The sequence below is a fragment of the Flavobacterium sp. NLM genome, assembly GCF_002210235.1.
GTDB lineage: Bacteria > Bacteroidota > Bacteroidia > Flavobacteriales > Flavobacteriaceae > Flavobacterium > Flavobacterium panici.
This window is the reverse complement of record NZ_LIAC01000015.1, coordinates 1-17,094: the sequence shown is the minus strand read 5'-3', so window position 1 is coordinate 17,094 and position 17,094 is coordinate 1. Positions and strand designations below refer to the sequence as shown.

Annotated in this window: 18 protein-coding genes; 5 read left to right on the top strand and 13 right to left on the bottom strand. The window is 33.8% G+C overall.

The features are described 5' to 3' along the window. Positions 1 to 6: 6 nt before the first annotated feature. Positions 7 to 1,221 (bottom strand): response regulator, encoded by a 1,215-nt coding sequence (locus APR43_RS17980; RefSeq protein WP_053472247.1) that lies wholly within the window; start codon positions 1,219 to 1,221, stop codon positions 7 to 9. A gap of 373 nt (positions 1,222 to 1,594) precedes the next feature. Here APR43_RS17980 and APR43_RS17975 point away from each other — a divergent pair, with 373 nt between their 5' ends. Then, complete coding sequence (locus APR43_RS17975) at positions 1,595 to 2,443, top strand: SDR family oxidoreductase (protein WP_053472246.1); 849 nt, start codon at positions 1,595 to 1,597, stop codon at positions 2,441 to 2,443. Between the two features lie 183 nt (positions 2,444 to 2,626). Beyond that, positions 2,627 to 2,887, top strand: a complete 261-nt coding sequence (locus tag APR43_RS17970) for a SemiSWEET family sugar transporter (RefSeq protein ID WP_053472245.1) — start codon at positions 2,627 to 2,629, stop codon at positions 2,885 to 2,887. A gap of 497 nt (positions 2,888 to 3,384) precedes the next feature. Here the strand turns inward: APR43_RS17970 and APR43_RS17965 are convergent, their stop codons facing one another. Both APR43_RS17965 and APR43_RS17960 read right to left on the bottom strand, forming a co-directional pair. Beyond that, positions 3,385 to 4,179, bottom strand: coding sequence for a hypothetical protein (locus APR43_RS17965; protein ID WP_053472244.1), 795 nt, complete (start codon positions 4,177 to 4,179; stop codon positions 3,385 to 3,387). A gap of 373 nt (positions 4,180 to 4,552) precedes the next feature. Next, complete coding sequence (locus tag APR43_RS17960; protein WP_053472243.1) at positions 4,553 to 4,891, bottom strand: hypothetical protein; 339 nt, start codon at positions 4,889 to 4,891, stop codon at positions 4,553 to 4,555. A gap of 224 nt (positions 4,892 to 5,115) precedes the next feature. Here APR43_RS17960 and APR43_RS17955 point away from each other — a divergent pair, with 224 nt between their 5' ends. Next, on the top strand, positions 5,116 to 8,343 hold the full coding sequence (locus APR43_RS17955) for a PAS domain-containing protein (protein WP_053472242.1): 3,228 nt from the start codon (positions 5,116 to 5,118) through the stop codon (positions 8,341 to 8,343). A gap of 31 nt (positions 8,344 to 8,374) precedes the next feature. Here the strand turns inward: APR43_RS17955 and APR43_RS17950 are convergent, their stop codons facing one another. After that, positions 8,375 to 8,806, bottom strand: a complete 432-nt coding sequence (locus APR43_RS17950) for a response regulator (RefSeq protein ID WP_082356426.1) — start codon at positions 8,804 to 8,806, stop codon at positions 8,375 to 8,377. Between the two features lie 210 nt (positions 8,807 to 9,016). On the opposite strand from APR43_RS17950, the gene APR43_RS17945 reads away from it, so the two are divergent. After that, entirely contained in the window at positions 9,017 to 9,517 is a 501-nt protein-coding gene (locus APR43_RS17945) for a pyridoxamine 5'-phosphate oxidase family protein (protein ID WP_053472240.1), read from the top strand. Positions 9,518 to 9,705: 188 nt separating this feature from the next. Here APR43_RS17945 and APR43_RS17940 read toward each other — a convergent pair whose 3' ends face one another. The 4 genes from APR43_RS17940 to APR43_RS17925 form a co-directional block, all read right to left on the bottom strand. Then, positions 9,706 to 9,948 carry a GIY-YIG nuclease family protein gene (locus APR43_RS17940; RefSeq protein ID WP_371079495.1) on the bottom strand — a complete coding sequence of 81 codons (243 nt, stop codon included), beginning with the start codon at positions 9,946 to 9,948 and terminating at the stop codon, positions 9,706 to 9,708. Positions 9,949 to 10,183: 235 nt separating this feature from the next. Next, on the bottom strand, positions 10,184 to 10,897 hold the full coding sequence (locus APR43_RS17935; RefSeq protein ID WP_053472239.1) for a DUF72 domain-containing protein: 714 nt from the start codon (positions 10,895 to 10,897) through the stop codon (positions 10,184 to 10,186). Then, a complete protein-coding gene (locus tag APR43_RS17930; RefSeq protein ID WP_053472238.1) occupies positions 10,894 to 11,625 on the bottom strand; it encodes a DNA-formamidopyrimidine glycosylase family protein in 732 nt (243 codons plus the stop codon). Before APR43_RS17930 ends, APR43_RS17935 begins: the two co-directional genes overlap by 4 nt. A 77-nt stretch (positions 11,626 to 11,702) precedes the next feature. Next, the gene (locus APR43_RS17925; protein ID WP_053472237.1) at positions 11,703 to 12,275 is read right to left on the bottom strand and encodes a ferritin-like domain-containing protein; all 573 of its coding nucleotides are present in this window, start codon (positions 12,273 to 12,275) and stop codon (positions 11,703 to 11,705) included. A 187-nt stretch (positions 12,276 to 12,462) separates the two neighbouring features. Between APR43_RS17925 and APR43_RS17920 the strand changes: the two genes are divergently transcribed. After that, a complete protein-coding gene (locus APR43_RS17920; protein ID WP_053472236.1) occupies positions 12,463 to 13,008 on the top strand; it encodes a hypothetical protein in 546 nt (181 codons plus the stop codon). 741 nt (positions 13,009 to 13,749) lie between these two features. Here APR43_RS17920 and APR43_RS17915 read toward each other — a convergent pair. The 5 genes from APR43_RS17915 to APR43_RS17895 all read right to left on the bottom strand — a co-directional run bounded on the left by APR43_RS17915 (position 13,750) and on the right by APR43_RS17895 (position 16,787). Then, the gene (locus tag APR43_RS17915; RefSeq protein ID WP_053472235.1) at positions 13,750 to 14,166 is read right to left on the bottom strand and encodes a helix-turn-helix transcriptional regulator; all 417 of its coding nucleotides are present in this window, start codon (positions 14,164 to 14,166) and stop codon (positions 13,750 to 13,752) included. Between the two features lie 204 nt (positions 14,167 to 14,370). Continuing rightward, complete coding sequence (locus APR43_RS17910) at positions 14,371 to 15,018, bottom strand: DUF5661 family protein (RefSeq protein WP_053472234.1); 648 nt, start codon at positions 15,016 to 15,018, stop codon at positions 14,371 to 14,373. An 88-nt stretch (positions 15,019 to 15,106) separates the two neighbouring features. Further along, positions 15,107 to 15,268: a DUF1328 family protein gene (locus tag APR43_RS17905; protein WP_035644678.1), complete on the bottom strand. Its 162-nt coding sequence runs from the start codon at positions 15,266 to 15,268 to the stop codon at positions 15,107 to 15,109. 87 nt (positions 15,269 to 15,355) lie between these two features. Further along, positions 15,356 to 16,411, bottom strand: coding sequence for a DNA topoisomerase IB (locus tag APR43_RS17900; RefSeq protein WP_317044744.1), 1,056 nt, complete (start codon positions 16,409 to 16,411; stop codon positions 15,356 to 15,358). A gap of 136 nt (positions 16,412 to 16,547) precedes the next feature. Continuing rightward, positions 16,548 to 16,787: a hypothetical protein gene (locus APR43_RS17895; protein WP_053472232.1), complete on the bottom strand. Its 240-nt coding sequence runs from the start codon at positions 16,785 to 16,787 to the stop codon at positions 16,548 to 16,550. Positions 16,788 to 17,094: the final 307 nt, after the last annotated feature.

Genomic DNA, 17,094 nt, shown 5'->3' with positions numbered 1-17,094 from the left:
TGTATTTTATTCGTATTTTAGGGGAAGAACTATAATAAAGCTGGCACCTTTGCCTACTTCACTTTTTGCCGTTATTAATCCGTTGTGTTTTTCTATAATTTTTTTTGCGATTGCCAGACCAATTCCCGTTCCTTCATAAGTCTGTCGGTCGTTTAAACTCTGGAAAATAATGAAAATTCGGTCCAGATAAATTTCATCAAAACCAATTCCGTTATCTTTTACCACAATTCTACAATACTTTCCTTCTGGCGCAGTTGGACTGTCAAACGATTTATCTGCAATTAATTCGGCCGTAATTTCAATTAATGGAGGTTCATCACCGCCTGAGAATTTAAGGGCGTTTCCAATTAAATTTTGAAATACCTGCCTTAACTGACTCGGAATACTGTCTATTGTGGGGAGTTCTGTAGCTTTTACAGTGGCATTTTTTCTTTCAATTAAATAATCAAAATCCGAAAGAACTTCCTGTAAAACCACATTAAGATCTGTAATTTCCGGTTTAACCTGTGCTGATAATCTGGAATAGGCAAGAAGATCTGTAATAAGGGTCTGCATTCTTTCGGCAGATTTTATGGTTCTGTCGACATAATCAATTCCTTTTTCATCTTCTTTTAAATAAAGTTCCTTGATTATTTTAATAAAAATCTGGATTTTCCTTATAGGTTCATTTAAATCGTGCGATACTACCCAGGCAAACTGCTGTAATTCGTGATTTTTCATCTCTAATTCTTCGTTTTTCAAAACCAGTTCTTTGGTTCTTTCCGCAATTTTGATTTCGAGATTATCCTGCGCTTCCTTTCTAATTTTGATTTCTTTAGAAAGAAGGTCTTTTATGCCTTTTAGCTCATTTTGCTGTTCGTAGATTTTGATGAAAGTTTTTACCTTCAGCATCAATAAATCCGTATCAACAGGTTTTGTAATGTATTCTACCGCGCCGCTTTCATATCCTTTAAAGATGTATTTTTTTTCGATGTTTAATGCCGAAAGAAAAATTACGGGAATGTCTTTGGTTCGTTTATTTCCAGAAAGAATTTTAACTACTTCGAAGCCGTCAAGTCCGGGCATCTGAACGTCCATAATGATAAGACAGTAGTTTGTTTTTAAGATTTTCTTTAAGGCTTCTTCACCAGATTCGGCAGTATCTACGTCGATATTGTGCAGTTCTAATGTTTTCTTTAAGGCAATAATATTTGCCTTGATATCATCAACAATTAATACCATGCTGTTATGGGGAATAAAGCGTTACTAGTTAAAAAATATTGAATCATTGGTTTGAAAAGGTTCTTATTTAAAATATCTGATCCTATTTTAAATATGGTTAGTCAAAACTTTCAAATTTAGAAAAAAAACAAGCATTCAGTTTTACATCGGTATTTAATTCGTTACATAATTCCCATGTTTTTATTCCTAATTAAATTGAATTTATGAAAGTCAGCTTATTAAAAATTTACCCATTTGAAAAAAATTAAAACAATTATAGCTTTTTTCTTTCTTTTTTAATTTATAGAGGTAATCAAAATTTTATTAGAGCCCTGTTTTGATTGGTCAATCTGCTAATTTTAATCTATAGAATTTGTTTTTAAAAGTACATGTTATGAAAAAGCCTAAAACATTTCCGGAGCAAAAACAAGAGCTTCCCGGAAACGAACATAAAATGAATCCCGAACCGGAAATTATAAGAGAGAACTACACGGGAAGCGGAAAACTTCTTGGTAAAACTGCTTTTATAACCGGCGGTGACAGCGGAATTGGCCGAAGCGCTGCCGTACATTTTGCACGTGAAGGTGCCAATATTGCCATTGTTTATTTAAAAGAAGATAAAGATGCGCAGGAAACAAAAGCAATGGTTGAAAAAGAAGGTCAGCAATGTCTGCTTATAAGCGGTGACTTGAAGGATGAGAAATTCTGTAAAGAAGCTATTAAAAAATGCGTTACAACTTTTAAAACCATAAATGTTTTAGTGAATAATGCAGCTATTCAATTTCCGCAAAACGAACTGGAAAAAATTACCGCTGCGCAATTGCATAAAACATTTGAGACTAATATTTATCCGTACTTCTATATTACAAAAGCGGCACTTCCCTATTTAAAAGAAGGCGATACAATTATCAATACAAGTTCTGTAACTGCGTATCGCGGAAGCGAGCATTTAGTTGACTATTCGAGTACAAAAGGTGCTATTGTAAGTTTTACAAGATCATTATCGACCATGCTTGCCAAAAGAAAAATCAGGGTAAATGGCGTTGCTCCAGGTCCAATATGGACGCCTTTGATCGTGGCGAGTTTTGACAAGATTTCTGATTTCGGAAAAGACAACCCAATGGAAAGAGCCGGACAGCCCTCTGAAGTGGGCCCTGCGTATGTATTTTTAGCCTGCGAAGACAGCAGTTATATCACTGGACAGTTTATTCATATTAATGGCGGAGAATTAGTTGGTGGATGATTTTTAACTTCAGGGCATGCAAGGGTTTTACGCAAAGTTTTTTTCTTGCTGTGCTTATTTAATCTCGCAAAGTCGCAGAGTCGCAAAGTTTTATTCTTAAATAAGTTTTGCAATTAAATAAAAAGCTTTGCGACTCTGCGACTTTGCGGGATTCAAAAAACAAAACCTCAAACCTTAAAAAAAATGAACTACATAGACATCATAGGATTATTTGCCGGAGCCTGCATTACACTCTCCACAATTCCGCAGATTTTAAAGGTTTGGAAAACCAAGAAAGTAAAAGATATTTCCCTTAAAACCTTCAGCATTCTTACTTTCGGAATCGCAGTTTGGATTATTTACGGAATTCTAAAAGAGGATCTTCCTATAATAATCACAAACAGTGTTTCCTTATGCCTGAATCTCGTTATGGTATATTTTATTATTTATTATGAAAAAGAGTAGCTTTTGAAATGCTAAGTTTTTTTTGCCCACTGGTTTTACTGATTTAAACGGGTTTGCGCAGGTTTAATTTAAGATGGTTTGTGTTGGAGTTTGAATCTCGCAAAGTCGCAGAGTCGCAAAGTTTTTTAAGTTAATAGCGTCCAGCTTTAGCTGAATGGAAAAATTAATTAACGCATAAAGGGCTTTAGCCAAACCGTAATAGTTTGGCTAAAGCCTTTTTCAAATATTCTTAGACCTCCAGCTGAAGCTGGAGGCAATTTAAAAAATCTTTTTAATCTTTTTAATCTGTGGCATTAAATAAAAACTTTGCGACTCTGCGACTTTGCGAGATTAAAACTCAACACAAATCCAAATTTAAACCTGCGTGAAAAAACAAAACCTGCGCAAACCCGCTCAAATCAGTAAAACCCGTGGGCAAAAAAAATCTAAAAATAAAAAAAACAGCTTCTTTAGGAAAAGCTGTTTTTTTCGTAATAGTAGTTAATATATAATGCTTGTTAGCTAGCTAATTTTTGATTGTATGGTTTAAATGAAAAATGATATTTTGCTCTAAGATGTCTTGCTGCAGCCAGCATTTCAGAAAAATTCATGGTTGAAATTCGTTTGATTTCATTAATCGGTTTCATTGCCAGATTAACAACAGGATCAAATGTGCTCAGGTAGTTAAAACTGTGCTGCTCTACCTCTATTTCAACAATATTCTTTAAAATACTTTTTTTAAGCAGCGTTCCCACAAGTCCTTTTTGCGGAACTGTTTCGTATTCTTTTATTCTTTTTGAGATTCTTGAATTTTCTTTTCCTATGTAAATATAATTCCCAGAATCGTTTGTAAAATGCTGTTTAACCTGATTGGTCAATTCTACATTTTTGTTTTCAATTGTTGGCATTCCAAGTAATGTAAACTGAATACGTTTATGGCTTTCAAAATACAATACACTATTGATAACCGAAGAATTGCTTAAAACAGCCGATTGCTTTTTGCTTAAAACTTTCTTTTCTCCATTTGCGCCAAAACTATGACTTACGTTTCCGTTTTCGCAGTAAACAAAAAAGACAGGTGCGCTTTTAAAAGATTCGATACTCAAACTAACTTCTTCATTAAATTCAAGATCAAAATGCATAAACAGGACTTTATCATCAAATCTATTTCCTTTAATAGAGCCTTTTGTCCATTTTGATTTAATATCTAAATTATATTCATTGTTATTCGCTGTAAGCTGACCATTAAAGCTATCTTTTAAGTCGTTAAAAACAGCATCAAATCCTCCGGTATTTATGTAAAGTTTTTTCATTTGCTTTGGTTTAAGAAAAGTATTTTGTATCTATTTACGTACAAAAAGAACTTTTAGTTTTTTACTCATTTTCTATAACCCAAATTTCGTACTTCTTGCAAATCAAATCCTTATACAATTTCAATCAGAAATTTCATAATTTTTAGCTGCGCAGCAACAAAGGTTCAAAGGGACAGAGAAACAAAGGTTTCCCTCTCAATACTTTAGAAAGACGCACTGCAGTGCGTCTCTACAAAACCTCTGAACCTTTGAACCTTTGAACCTCTGTCCCTTTGAACCTTTAGCGAAGCTCATAAAAAGAAAAAACAGCTGCTCCAGAATAAATCTGGAACAACTGCTCCTCAGCAAAATAAAAATACTTATCTATTTTATTTTATGTAAGTTCACTTATGTCTGCGTTTTTTGAATAATTTTTCTTCGGAATATCTTTAAAAAATTCGGCTTCTTCTAAATCTGCTGTTGGGCCGTATCCTAATAAATGAGTTCCTTTTTCCTGGTCTTTTGTTTCAATAATATATAAAATTGACATATCATCCGGATCGCTCATTCCTTCATAACGATGGTGCGCTACAATATATATTTCATCTGGCTTGTAAGCATATTTAGTTTCTGAATCAATTAAACAGCCATTGTCGAATAAATAATTCTTTGTATAGCCTTCATCCTGATATTTCTTTATATAGTCGGTTTCGTGTTTTTGTTCTTTTTTCATGATTTTGTAATTTAAGATTAGTTGATAATCTTTGTTAATTCAAATTTCATCATTAAAATCAATGAAAATTAACTCTATTAATTTTAATGTTAGCTCATTCAAAAAACGGAAAACAAATCAAAATTTATTTTTATAATTTTAGGTTTTCATCTGAAAAACTTTAGAAAACACTATATTAATTACACAAAATTTATTGTTTGAATCAAAACAAAAACAAATTTTTAATGAACAATACAAACCAAGATTTCATGGCAAAAGGAGGCGAAATGGGTGCATTAACCCGTGCCAAAGACTGGAGCAAAACTCCTGTTGGGGCTGTCGACACATGGCCGCAGAGTCTTCGTACTACTTTAGGAATTCTGCTGAACTCAAAATTCCCCATGTTTTTGTTTTGGGGACCGGAACATATTTGTTTTTATAATGATGCCTATCGTCCAAGTCTTGGAAACGATGGAAAGCATCCCGCTATATTAGGTCAAAAAGGTGCTGAATACTGGCCGGAAATCTGGGATTTTATTGGTCCGCTGATTGATCAGGTTTTAACAGAAGGCGAAGCAACATGGCATGAAGATTTATTACTGCCTATTTACCGAAACGGAAAAATGGAAGATGTTTACTGGACTTTCAGCTACAGTCCGGTTACAAATGATGATGGTAAAATTGACGGCGTTTTGGTAATCTGCAATGAAACTACAGATAAGGTAAACATTCACAAAAATTTAGAAGAAAGCAATAAACGCTACAGAAACAATATTCTTCAGGCACCAAATGCAATGTGTATTTTTAGAGGAAAAGATTATGTTGTTGAAATTGCAAATGAGCCTATGCTGGAATTTTGGGAACGTAAAGAAGATGAAGTTCTCAACAAGCCTATTTTTGAATCAATTCCTGAAGCTGCGGGACAGGGTTTAGAAGATATTCTTTTGAATGTTTATAATACCGGTGAAAGATTTACAGCTAATGAACTTCCGGTAAAACTAACCAGAAACGGCAAAATTGTAGATACTTTTGTAAATGTTGTTTACGAAGCTTTAAAAGAACCCGACGGATCGATCTCTGGAATTGTTGCGATTGCAAACGATGTTACGATTCAGGTTACAGCACGCAATACAATTGAAGAAAGTGAAAAACGTTTTAAGAATATTGTGAGACAAGTTCCGCTTGGAATCGCCATTCTGAAAGGCAAGGATTTACTGGTCGAAATGGCTAATGAAACATACTTGCAAATTGTAGATAAAACCGAAGAACAAACGCTTAATAAATCGGCATTTGAATATCTGCCGGAAGCTAAAGAAACGGTTCAGCCTTTGCTTTTGCAGGTTTATGAGACCGGAATCCCCTATTTTTCAAATGAATTACTGGTTACTTTAAACCGATACGGAAAACAGGAAGATTGTTATTTCAATTTGGTTTTTCATCCTTTAAGAGAAGAAAACAATGCTATAACAGGCGTTATTGTTGTAGGTTATGAAGTTACAGAATCAATAAAAGCACGTTATTATCTGGCTGAAAGTGAAAAAGCGTTTAGGAACCTGGTAATGCAGTCGCCTATTGCAATGACTATTTTTAAGGGAAAAGACCATATTATTGAGATGGCCAATACAACCCTGCACAATGATATTTGGCAGAAAGACCCAAGTGAAACTATTGGTAAACCTTTATTAGAGGTGTTTCCTGAGCTCTTAGATCAAAAATATCCTCAATTACTTGACGAAGTACTATACGATGGAAAAACGATTCGTGAAAACGAATCTATTGCATATATTGATATTAAAGGCAAATTAGAGAAGTTTTATCTGGATTATCAATATACTCCTTTGTATGAAAAAAATGGAGAGATATCATCGATTATGGTTACCGTAAACGATGTTACAGAAAAAGTAGAAGCCAGAAAAAAGGTCGAAGATGCCGAAGAAAGAGCACGTCTAGCATCTGAAATTGCCGAAATCGTAACCTGGGATTTAAATATTCCAACGCAGGAATTGATTTATTCTGATAATCTGCCAGAGTTGTTTGGTCTTCCAAAAAACTTAAAGATATCACGCCCGCAGGTACTATCCCGAATTCTTCCGGAAGATTTTGACAACATTCAAAAAGCTTACGAAATTGCTTTGCAAACCAATATTTATAAATACGAAGCACGCGTTTTAAAACCAGATGACAGTATTGCCTGGATTCGTGTTCACGGAAAGATCTTTTTTGACGAATTAAAAAATCCTACCAAAATGCTGGGCACCGTAATGGACATTACAGAGGAAAAGAACAGACAGGAAATTTTAATGAAAAGTGAAAAAAAATTCCGTGTTCTTGCAGATTCTATGCCGCAGTTTGTCTGGACAAGTGACACAATGGGAAATCTGGATTATTTCAATCAGTCACTTTATGATTTTTGCGGCATCACAAAAGCCGATGTTGACCAAAACGGATGGCTGCAGGTGATACATCCTGATGATCGTGAAGAAAATATCAACATCTGGATGCAGTCTATAAAAACGGGAGAAGAATTTTTGTTTGAACATCGTTTTCGCCGTCATGATGGTATATACCGCTGGCAGTTTAGCCGCGCCATTCCGCAGAGAGATCCTGAAGGAAAGATTCAAATGTGGGTTGGTACCAGTTCTGATATTCAGGACCAGAAGGATTTTACAAATCAGCTTGAAAAGCAGGTTCACGATCGAACTGAAGAGCTGGAACTTAAAAACCGGGATCTGATTAATATGAATATCGAACTCCAGTCTTTTGCTTATATTTCAAGTCATGACTTACAGGAACCGCTTCGGAAAATCCAGACTTTTGCGAGTCGTTTAGCAGAGTTGGATGATCAGAATATTTCGGCGAAAGCCAAAACATATTTAGAACGAATTGAAGTTTCGGCTAAAAGAATGCAGACATTAATTCAGGACCTTCTCACCTATTCCAGAACCAATTCTGCCGAAAGGATTTTTGTAAAAACTAATTTAGATGAAATCGTTGAAGAGGTTTTAATGGATTTTTCGGAACGTATTGAAGAAAAAAATGCTGTTATTGATCTACAGCCTTTGGGAGACGGAACTGTTATGCCTTTTCAATTTCGACAGCTGCTGCATAATTTAATTGGAAACGCACTTAAATTTTCCCGAAAAGATATTCCGCCGCATATTGAAATTAAAGCGCGCAGAGTTCCCGGAAGTGAACTAAATTTTAAAGTTAATTATCCTGAAAAAACATATTTCTGCCTGCGAATAAAAGATAATGGAATTGGCTTTGATAATGAATACAATGAACGGATTTTTGAAGTTTTCCAGCGATTAAATACCGAAAGTGAATTCTCCGGAACCGGAATTGGCCTGGCAATTGTAAAAAAAATTGTCGAAAACCATAAAGGAATTATAAAAGCAAAAAGCGAAAAAGGCCAAGGTGCAACTTTTAAAATTTTCCTGCCGGAGTTAAAAAAAACGCCAAACTCATTTTAAGTTTGGCGTTTTTTTTATGTTTTAAGTTTAACTACAATTTGTACACAAAAGTCTTTTTGTCCGGAACAAATTCTTTCCAGTTTATGGTAAGCGAATGTTCTATCGATTTTATGATATCTTTCATTAAAACCGGCTTTGTAATAAAATAATTTGCGCCCAGATTAAGACATTTTTCAATAATACCAGGTTCATTTGATGTTGAAAAGATAATCACCGGAATATCACTTTTTTCTTTAGAACCTTTCAGCTCGTTTAATACATCAAAACCGTTTTTTCCCGGCATATTCAAATCTAAGAAAATGACAGTGGGAGTTGGCGGCGGATTATAAACGGCATTTAAGAGCTTTTCTCCACCTGAGTAAGTCTGGAGGTTAATATCTTGTGATAATGACTCTACAGCGTCTGTAAATATGCTTAAATCGTCTTCATCATCATCAGTGTAGAATATCGTCCATTCTTTCATATGTAATTTTGGGTAAATCTGTTTGTCCAAAGATAGTTAAAATTGGCGAAATAAAACAATTTGTTTAGAAATTCTCACAAAATCGGTTAATTGAAATATAATAATTTAAAAATATAATTCTGTAAGCCATTCCATGGCAAAAATCTCAATTTTGTTATACAGCGTTTTAACGCTTTGAATCAAAATATTAAATATAAAAATTATAGAGCCATGGGAGATCATAAAGACCTTACAGAAAACTTAGCTGCTGATAAAATCAAAGAATTAGCAGAAAATATAAAAACGTGCATGTTTTGCACTTACGACAGCTACAGACTGCAGTCACGACCAATGTCTGTTCAAAAAGTAGATGATTTGGGACGTCTTTGGTTTTTATCTGACCGAAACAGTACTCATAATGCAGAGATTACGATGAATCCTCAAGTTGAGTTATTCTTCTCTGAACCGCACGATAAATTCCTGACGATACATGGAACGGCAACTATTTCGTACGACAGGGAAACAATCAAAGAATTATACGACCCAATTGTAAAAGTATGGATGCCGGGCGGTGAAGATGATCCCAATTTAAGCGTGATTACCGTAACGCCGGAAGATGGTTATTACTGGAACAACAAAAACGGTAAGATTGTAGCTATTGCAAAAATGACCGCTGCTTTTGTTACCGGGAAAGTTATGGATGACGGTATTGAAGGGAATTTGAAGTTGTAAAAGAAATATTCCTCATTTTATGTCATTTCGACGAAGGAGAAATCGCACTAGTACATCGAGACAAAGATTAAGACATAGTTTTGTCATTTCGACTGAAAGGAGAAATCGCACTCGTGTATCGGCAAAGATTGGCGACTTTCTATGCGGATTTTCGGGTGCGATTTCTCCTTTCAGTCGAAATGACAAACTTATTCAAAATGATAATTAAGGAATTCAAAATTCGGATTAAACTCTTTAATCAATTCAAGTTTTTTCTCTCTCCTCCATTTCTTTAATTCCTTCTCTCTTACGATTGCTTCTTGAATCCAAGTAAATTTTTCATAATAAACCAAATGCTCGATATAGTATTTTGCGGCAAAGGAATTCACTTTTAATTCTATATTTTCTTTGTGTTTAACAAGTCTTGCTTTTAGATTGTTGGTTACCCCAATGTAAAATGTAGAGCGGTTTGATTTGTAATTATATAAACATAATAGCTGTGAAAGCCAATTTGGGTATTCATTTTTTTAACGCGAATATACTTATTTTAACATTCAGTTTGTTATTTCGACGAAAGGAGAAATCGCACTCGAAAATCCGCATAGAAAGTCGCCAATCTTTGTCGACATACTAGTGCGATTTCTCCTTTCAGTCGAAATGACAAATCTGAGTCTATAAAAAACAGCTTTAAATCATAATCCTCTTCATCTCTAAAGCATTCAAAATTCCTGCTTCGCTTGCTGTATTATTAAAATATATAAATCCTGATTTTAAATTAGTTGTGGTTTTTATCTGAAGTAATTCTTCAACTGAATAACTGGAGTAAAACATATTAGGAACTCCGTGTAACCGAATGTAAACCAGCGGAAAATCTTTAAAAATAGTCTGTGGTAATTGCGGGTGACTTACACTGCAAAATGTGATATTATTTTCCATAAAAGCATCCCAAACCTCTTGATTCCACCAGGTTTTATGGCGAAATTCAATTACGTTTTTAAATTTTAAATCCAAATTACTGATAATTTGTTTTAATCTTTCTGAAGTAAAATAATAACTTGGCGGAAACTGAAAAAGCACACAAGCCAGCTTTTCTTTTAAACCATTTTCGCAGACATTATAAAATTCTGAAATTAGATTTTCACAATCTGAAAATTGTTTGATATGAGTAATTTCTTTGGGCGCTTTTACCGAAAAAAGAAAATTTTCTGGTGCTTTATTGTACCAGTTCATGAGGATTCTAAGCGTTGGAAACTTATAAAAGCTTCCGTTGAACTCATACGTGCTAAAGTACTGGGAATAAAACTCAAACCATTTCGAGTATGCCAGATTGTCAGGATAGAAAATTCCCTTCCAATAGCGATTATTGTAGCTTGAGCATCCTATTAAAATTTCGTTTTTCATTTGTGAAGCTGTTGGCAGTTATTGCAGTAAAAACTTCGACGGTTTTTCTTCCCTGTCGGTTCTTTTATGATGGGCAAATTGCATCTTTTGCATTCTTTTTGCGAATAGGCAAGCCAATGTTTTTTGAGTTCAAATTTCTTTTTCCAATACAAAAATTCAAAACTATAAATCGAACATTCGGCTATAAGTTCATCTAATTTTTCCGGCGGAATTTTTCCAACCAAAGATTCAGGATGAATAAAACATCGGTACAAAACTTCATTTTTGATAATATTCCCCACTCCCGAAAATATATTTTGATCTAAAACAGCATCGCAAATCATTTCATTTGGGATTTTATCCAGACTTCGTTTTGCTTTTTTTGGGTCCCAATTTTCATTTAAAACATCTGCGCTCCAATCGTAATATTGATTTATCTGTCCTTCTAAAATCTTTACTGAACAGGTATAAAAGTTGATTTCTCCGCTCGAAAAACCTAAATGCAACCTTGGTGCAGTATCTTTTTTTTCGTTGATTCTGTAGGTTCCAAACATCATTAAATGAATTTTAACGGTAAAATCTTCAAAACAAATCAGGAAATGTTTTCCCCAGGTTTTAAAAGATAATAGCGTTTTATCCCTTAAACGCTCCAGATCTATACTGGCGTTTCCAGAAACTTCAATTACTTTTTTTCCTGCAAATTGGTGTACTTCTTCTTTTAGAATCAATATTGACGGACCTTCGGGCATAACTTTAGTTTTAAATTTTTAATGAAAAAAAAGTGCAGTTTTTTAGAAACTGCACTTTTTATATACTATTTTAAACTTTATTCTGCTTCTGCAGCTTCAAGATTTACAGCATTTACAGCAACTTCTGTAAGTAGTTTATCAGCTCCTTTTTCTTCATCAAGTGTTTGCTCTAATAAAGCTGCAGCTTCTTCATAACCCAGCGTTTCGGCAAACTGTCTTAAAGTTCCGTAAGTCGCAATTTCATAATGTTCGATTTTTTGACTGGCAGCAATAATTCCGGCATCGCGAACCACACCAATTTCTGTTTCTTCAAGAATTCCTTTTCCTTCTTCGATTAAACCTTCCATTGCATCGCATTTTTTAGCAGTAGCTTTTTTACCAATTAGTTCAAAAACTTTTTCTAAACGCGTTACGTGTTCTTCTGTTTCGGTTAAATGGTTATTAATAGCGTCGATTAATTCTGCAGAAGTAGCATTTTTAGCCATTGTTGGCAATGCTTTGGTTAATGCTTTTTCTGCCCAGTAAATATCTTTTAAACTATCTTCAAATAATTCTGATAATCCTGCCGCAGCATTCGATTTTGGTTTTGTTACTCCTCTTTTTACTGTTTCTTTTGTTCCAGTACTTTTCTTATCATCCTTCGTTTTCATGGTAATAATTTTTATGATTAATAGTTTGATAAAATTACTTTCTTGATTACCAGTAAGGTTATATGATTCTTTAATTAAATTTCATTCTAAACATCTGTTAATTATGCAATTAGATTTAGTAATTCTATAAGAAAATCTTTATGATTGAGAATTAGATTTGTATATATAACTATTTAAAATTAACATCATGAACACTACAGATAATAGAAATGGTACTTTTCCGAAAGATCCGGGAAGTCCAGATTCAGATAGAAATACGGTTATGAATGAGGAACTTTATGATTTAAATACGAAAGAAACTCAAAACAGCCGCTCAGAAGACGCAGAACGTGGTTATACGGTTCGAAATGGCCATAACCCTAACAAACCTAATCCTGATGAGAGATCGGGCGTTTACGACGACGATTTGGATGATTTAGATGATGATTTCCATAAAGACAGAGATCTTGAAGACAACAATGATGTTTATGAAGTTGTTTTAGAAGATGAAGATGATTTTGATGAGGAAGATGAGGATGACTATATCGAAGAAGACTTAGATGAACAAGAACTTGATAAGGTCGAAAACGATGAATTTGATAATCCTGCTGATACTTTTGAAAACAACTTTAATGAAACCGAAGAGGATTTAGAGGACATTGACGACGGTGAGGAAGAAGAAGACAGCGAATATATTGAAGACGATGTTCAGGAAGACGATGATTATACAGAAGAAGATAAAAGAAGATTGTAATTTTTTGGAAGATTGAAAGAAAAAAGAGCTGTTTCAAAAGTCGAAACAGCTCTTTTTGTATAAATTATTTTATTTGTTTTTAATGAAAATCATTTATTATTCCGTCCAGTTATCATTCCGTTAGGAATGTCTCATTTGGTAGAAAAAAATTGCAAAATCAAACGTTCCTACGGAACGTAAAAATGGATAACAAACTAATTTTCTACCAATGAAATGTTCCTACGGAACAAGTAATATATAAAAACAAAAATAGTTGCTTTTTCATATCCAGCTTTCATTCCGTTAGGAATGTCTCATTGGTAGAAAAAACATGAAATGAGTAGCATTTATGTTCCGTAGGAACATTTGAAATGTTAGATTATAAAAAACGATGTCAAAATCAAACGTTCCTACGGAACGTAAACTATGATAACAATATTAATTTTTCTACCAACGAGATGTTCCTACGGAACAAAAAATATATAAAAACAAAAATTGTTGCTTTTTGATATCCAGCTATCATTCCGTTAGGAATGTTTCATCGGTAGAAAAAAAATAGAGTTCAGTAAGATTTACGTTCCGTAGGAACGTTGAAGCGTTGGATTATTAAAAATTATAGAAAAATCAAACGTTCCTATGGAACGTAAACCATAATAAATATAATTTTTCTACCGACGAAATGTTCCTACGGAACAAAGAAATACATGAAATAAAAAAACCGTTAAGAATTATACTTAACGGTTTTTTTTATGATTTAAATCTTTATTTCGAATTCAATAATTTCTCTAAATATGATATTTTTTCTCTTTCAGATTCTAATAAACGTTCATATAAACTTTTATTTTGTTCTAAAGATTCCATTAATTTATCAAGCGGATTAAAATTGCATGTATTATAATTTCCAAAACTGGCTCCCTGATTACTATTATCATAGAAATTATTAAAAAAAGTAAACACTGCTTCTTCAGAGAAATTTTTAATTGCTTCAACGCTCAAGCCTAAAACTTTTGCAATTTCAATCAATTTTTCTTCATCAACTGTTTCACTATTTTCAATTGCTGATACAGTTTGCTGGCTGATTCCTAAAGCTTGTGCAAGTGCTTCTTGCTTCATGTCTTTTAGTTCACGAAGACGGCTTATTTTTCGCCCTATATGGTTTGATCTTGTTTGTGTGCTCATAGTTCAAAGATAATAATTAGAAATAAGAAAAATAAAAAAATGTACAATACCAGATTTTTAATGTACGATACTATTCCAATTTTTCTGTTTATGATAATTTGATGAATTGCATGTGAGACAAAAATACAATTTTTCCTATAATTATCGCAAAAACAAAAAAGCCGTTAAGAATAAACTTAACGGCTTTTTTTATGTGTTTAAATGCTAATCGCCTATTTTTTCCAGAACCGGAATATCATCCATTTTTTGTAAACGTTCTACAAGTCCTTCCTTTGCCTCTGCTAATTCCTGTTCGGCTTTGCCTAATTCTTTGTACCACTCTTCTTTTCCAGATTCTGAGCTTTCTATTTTACGCATAATCTCATAAATTTCGCCTTCAGATTCCATCACCTTAAGGCGTTTATAGTACGTCAGGCTTTCGGTCATGTGTGCAAGTGCAATCATTGCCGTTAAAAAAGGATGATTGTTGGTTACGTTTACATCTCTGATTTTTCCGTGTTCGAGTTCGACTTTTAAAGCAAAGGCAAATTCTTCCATATTAAAATCAGCATGTTTGCTGTTTGGGTTCAAATAAGCCTTAATTGCTTCGACATTATCCATTGTCGATAGATCAACATCGGTTTGTTTTCCGTCTAGTAAATCTTTGTAAACTACATTTGCCACGGCTCTTGCTTCGGCAATTGTTGGATCGTTTTCGGGATTTTCGAAATCACGTGTCGTCCAATCCCAGTTTTCCGGATGTACAGGTTTGATGTATTTTTCGCAAAAATCTGTTACATCGTTTTTCAAACTTACCATTTCGTCTTGTCGTTTAATGTAAACATCCTGGTAAGCTCCGCTTTTAGTTCCCATAATTTGATATTTTTAAAAGATAAACGACACATTTACCGAGATATATGTGCCGTTTTTGATTTCGTTCTTATTTTACTGAATCCTAGTGTTAAACACTTCTTCTTCCGCTTATCAGCGAAATAATAAACAACACTAAGAATATGAAAAATAAAATTTTTGCTATACTAGCGGCTCCAGCGGCAATTCCACCAAAACCAAATATTCCCGCAATAATTGCCAGAATAATAAATATGACTGTCCATCGTAACATAATAATTGATTTTTAGTTAATACTGATTTTTGTTTGTTTTTTAAACTTTATGCTTTTGAAAGAGGTGCATTAACTCTTAGATTTTAATTACAGTAAACTGACCTGATAATTTTCAATCAGTTCTGCAAAGGCACTTTCGCTTCTTGAAAAGTATTTTTTTGTGCTTCGGCTCTTTTTTACTTTATCAAAATAGGGCTGAATCGATCCGTCTTCATAAGTTGTAACCAACAAGGGATGAACGTAATAATTCTTACACACATTTCTTGTGTTTCCCAGCGCTTCTGCTGTGGCATCATAAGCCTGAACAATGTTTCTTTTGATTTCTTTTTCGTCTAATGTAACGCCTAGTTCCATTAAACTTTCAAAGAATATAATTGAGGCGGCCCAGGTTCTAAAGTCTTTGGCACTGAAATATTCGCCCGAAATATTGTGCAGATATTCATTGACCATATGACTGTCTAAAACCTTTCTTTCGCCATTTTTGTCGTAATATTTAAAAACTTCCCAACCCGGAATTTCCTCACAGCGGCTTACCAGTTTAATCAATTGTTTGTTTCTTGTGGTAATGGTGTGCTGTTTTCCCTTTTTTCCGATGAATTCAAATCGGAGGGAATTTTTATTGATGTTGATATGTCTTTTTCGCAAAGTCGAAAGTCCGTACGATTTATTGTCTTTCGCGTATTTTTCATTTCCAATTCGGATATGCGTTTCTTCCATTAACCGAATCACAAGCGCAATTACTTTTTCTTTCGACCATTCTTTTTGTTCTAAATCGATATCCACTTGTTTTCGTATAGAAGGAAGCTTTTGTCCGAATTCTGCAATTTTGTAAAACTTGGTTTGATTGCGAATTAAATTCCATTTTGGATGATACCGATATTGTTTTCTGTTTTTAACATCTAAACCTACCGCTTGTAAATGCCCGTTTGATAAGTCGGATATTTTTACATTTACCCACGCCGGCGGTAAAACCAAGCTGTTAAAACGCTTTATTTCGCTTTTTTGCTTAATACAGCGTCCGTTTTTTTTATAAATAAAACCATCATCTCCCTGGCATCTTTCAATTGGTAAATTTTGATTGTTTACATAAACTAATTCTAATTTTTCTAACACTAAATGCGGTGTTTTAATTAGTTGTGTCATTAGTTTTTGAGTTCTGGCGGTATTCATGGTCGTTTTTCTTTTTTTGCCACAGATTTCACAGATTCAAAGATTTTTCCTTTTACATTCTTTTCATTTCCATAATCTGAGAGAATCTGCGAAATCTGCGGTATGTATTTTAATTAGTTCTGAGTGATTTAATCAAGCTTTTTTTATTCATGTAAGAACGTCCGGAAACGCCTACTTTTCTGGCTTGTTGATAAAGTTCATCTTTTGTCCATTCTTCATAAGGCTTTGCTTTTCCGCCTTTTTCTCCTGCATCTGGCGTATTTGCTATACGCGCCGATTTCTCTTTACTGTATCCCTTATTTAAAAGAGCTTCGTATTGTGCTTCATTTTTAATTCTTGGATCTGGCATGATTTAAAAAATTAGGTTAGTAATTGTTGTATGGTTATATCAAAGTTCCCAAAAAGAAAGATTTTTCTGTTATACAATTATCGTTATAACTTTCATAATTAGAATTATAGATTTTAGATTGGAGATTTTAGATTATTCGCAATCTTGTCATTTCGACGGAGGAGAAATCGCACTCGTATATCGACAAAGATTGGCGCTTTTCTTTGTAGAGTTTCTAGTGCGATTTCTCCTCCGTCGAAATGACAAATAGTATTGCGCTAAAACAAAAAATCCCATTCTTTCGAATGGGATTTTGTTATTTAATATT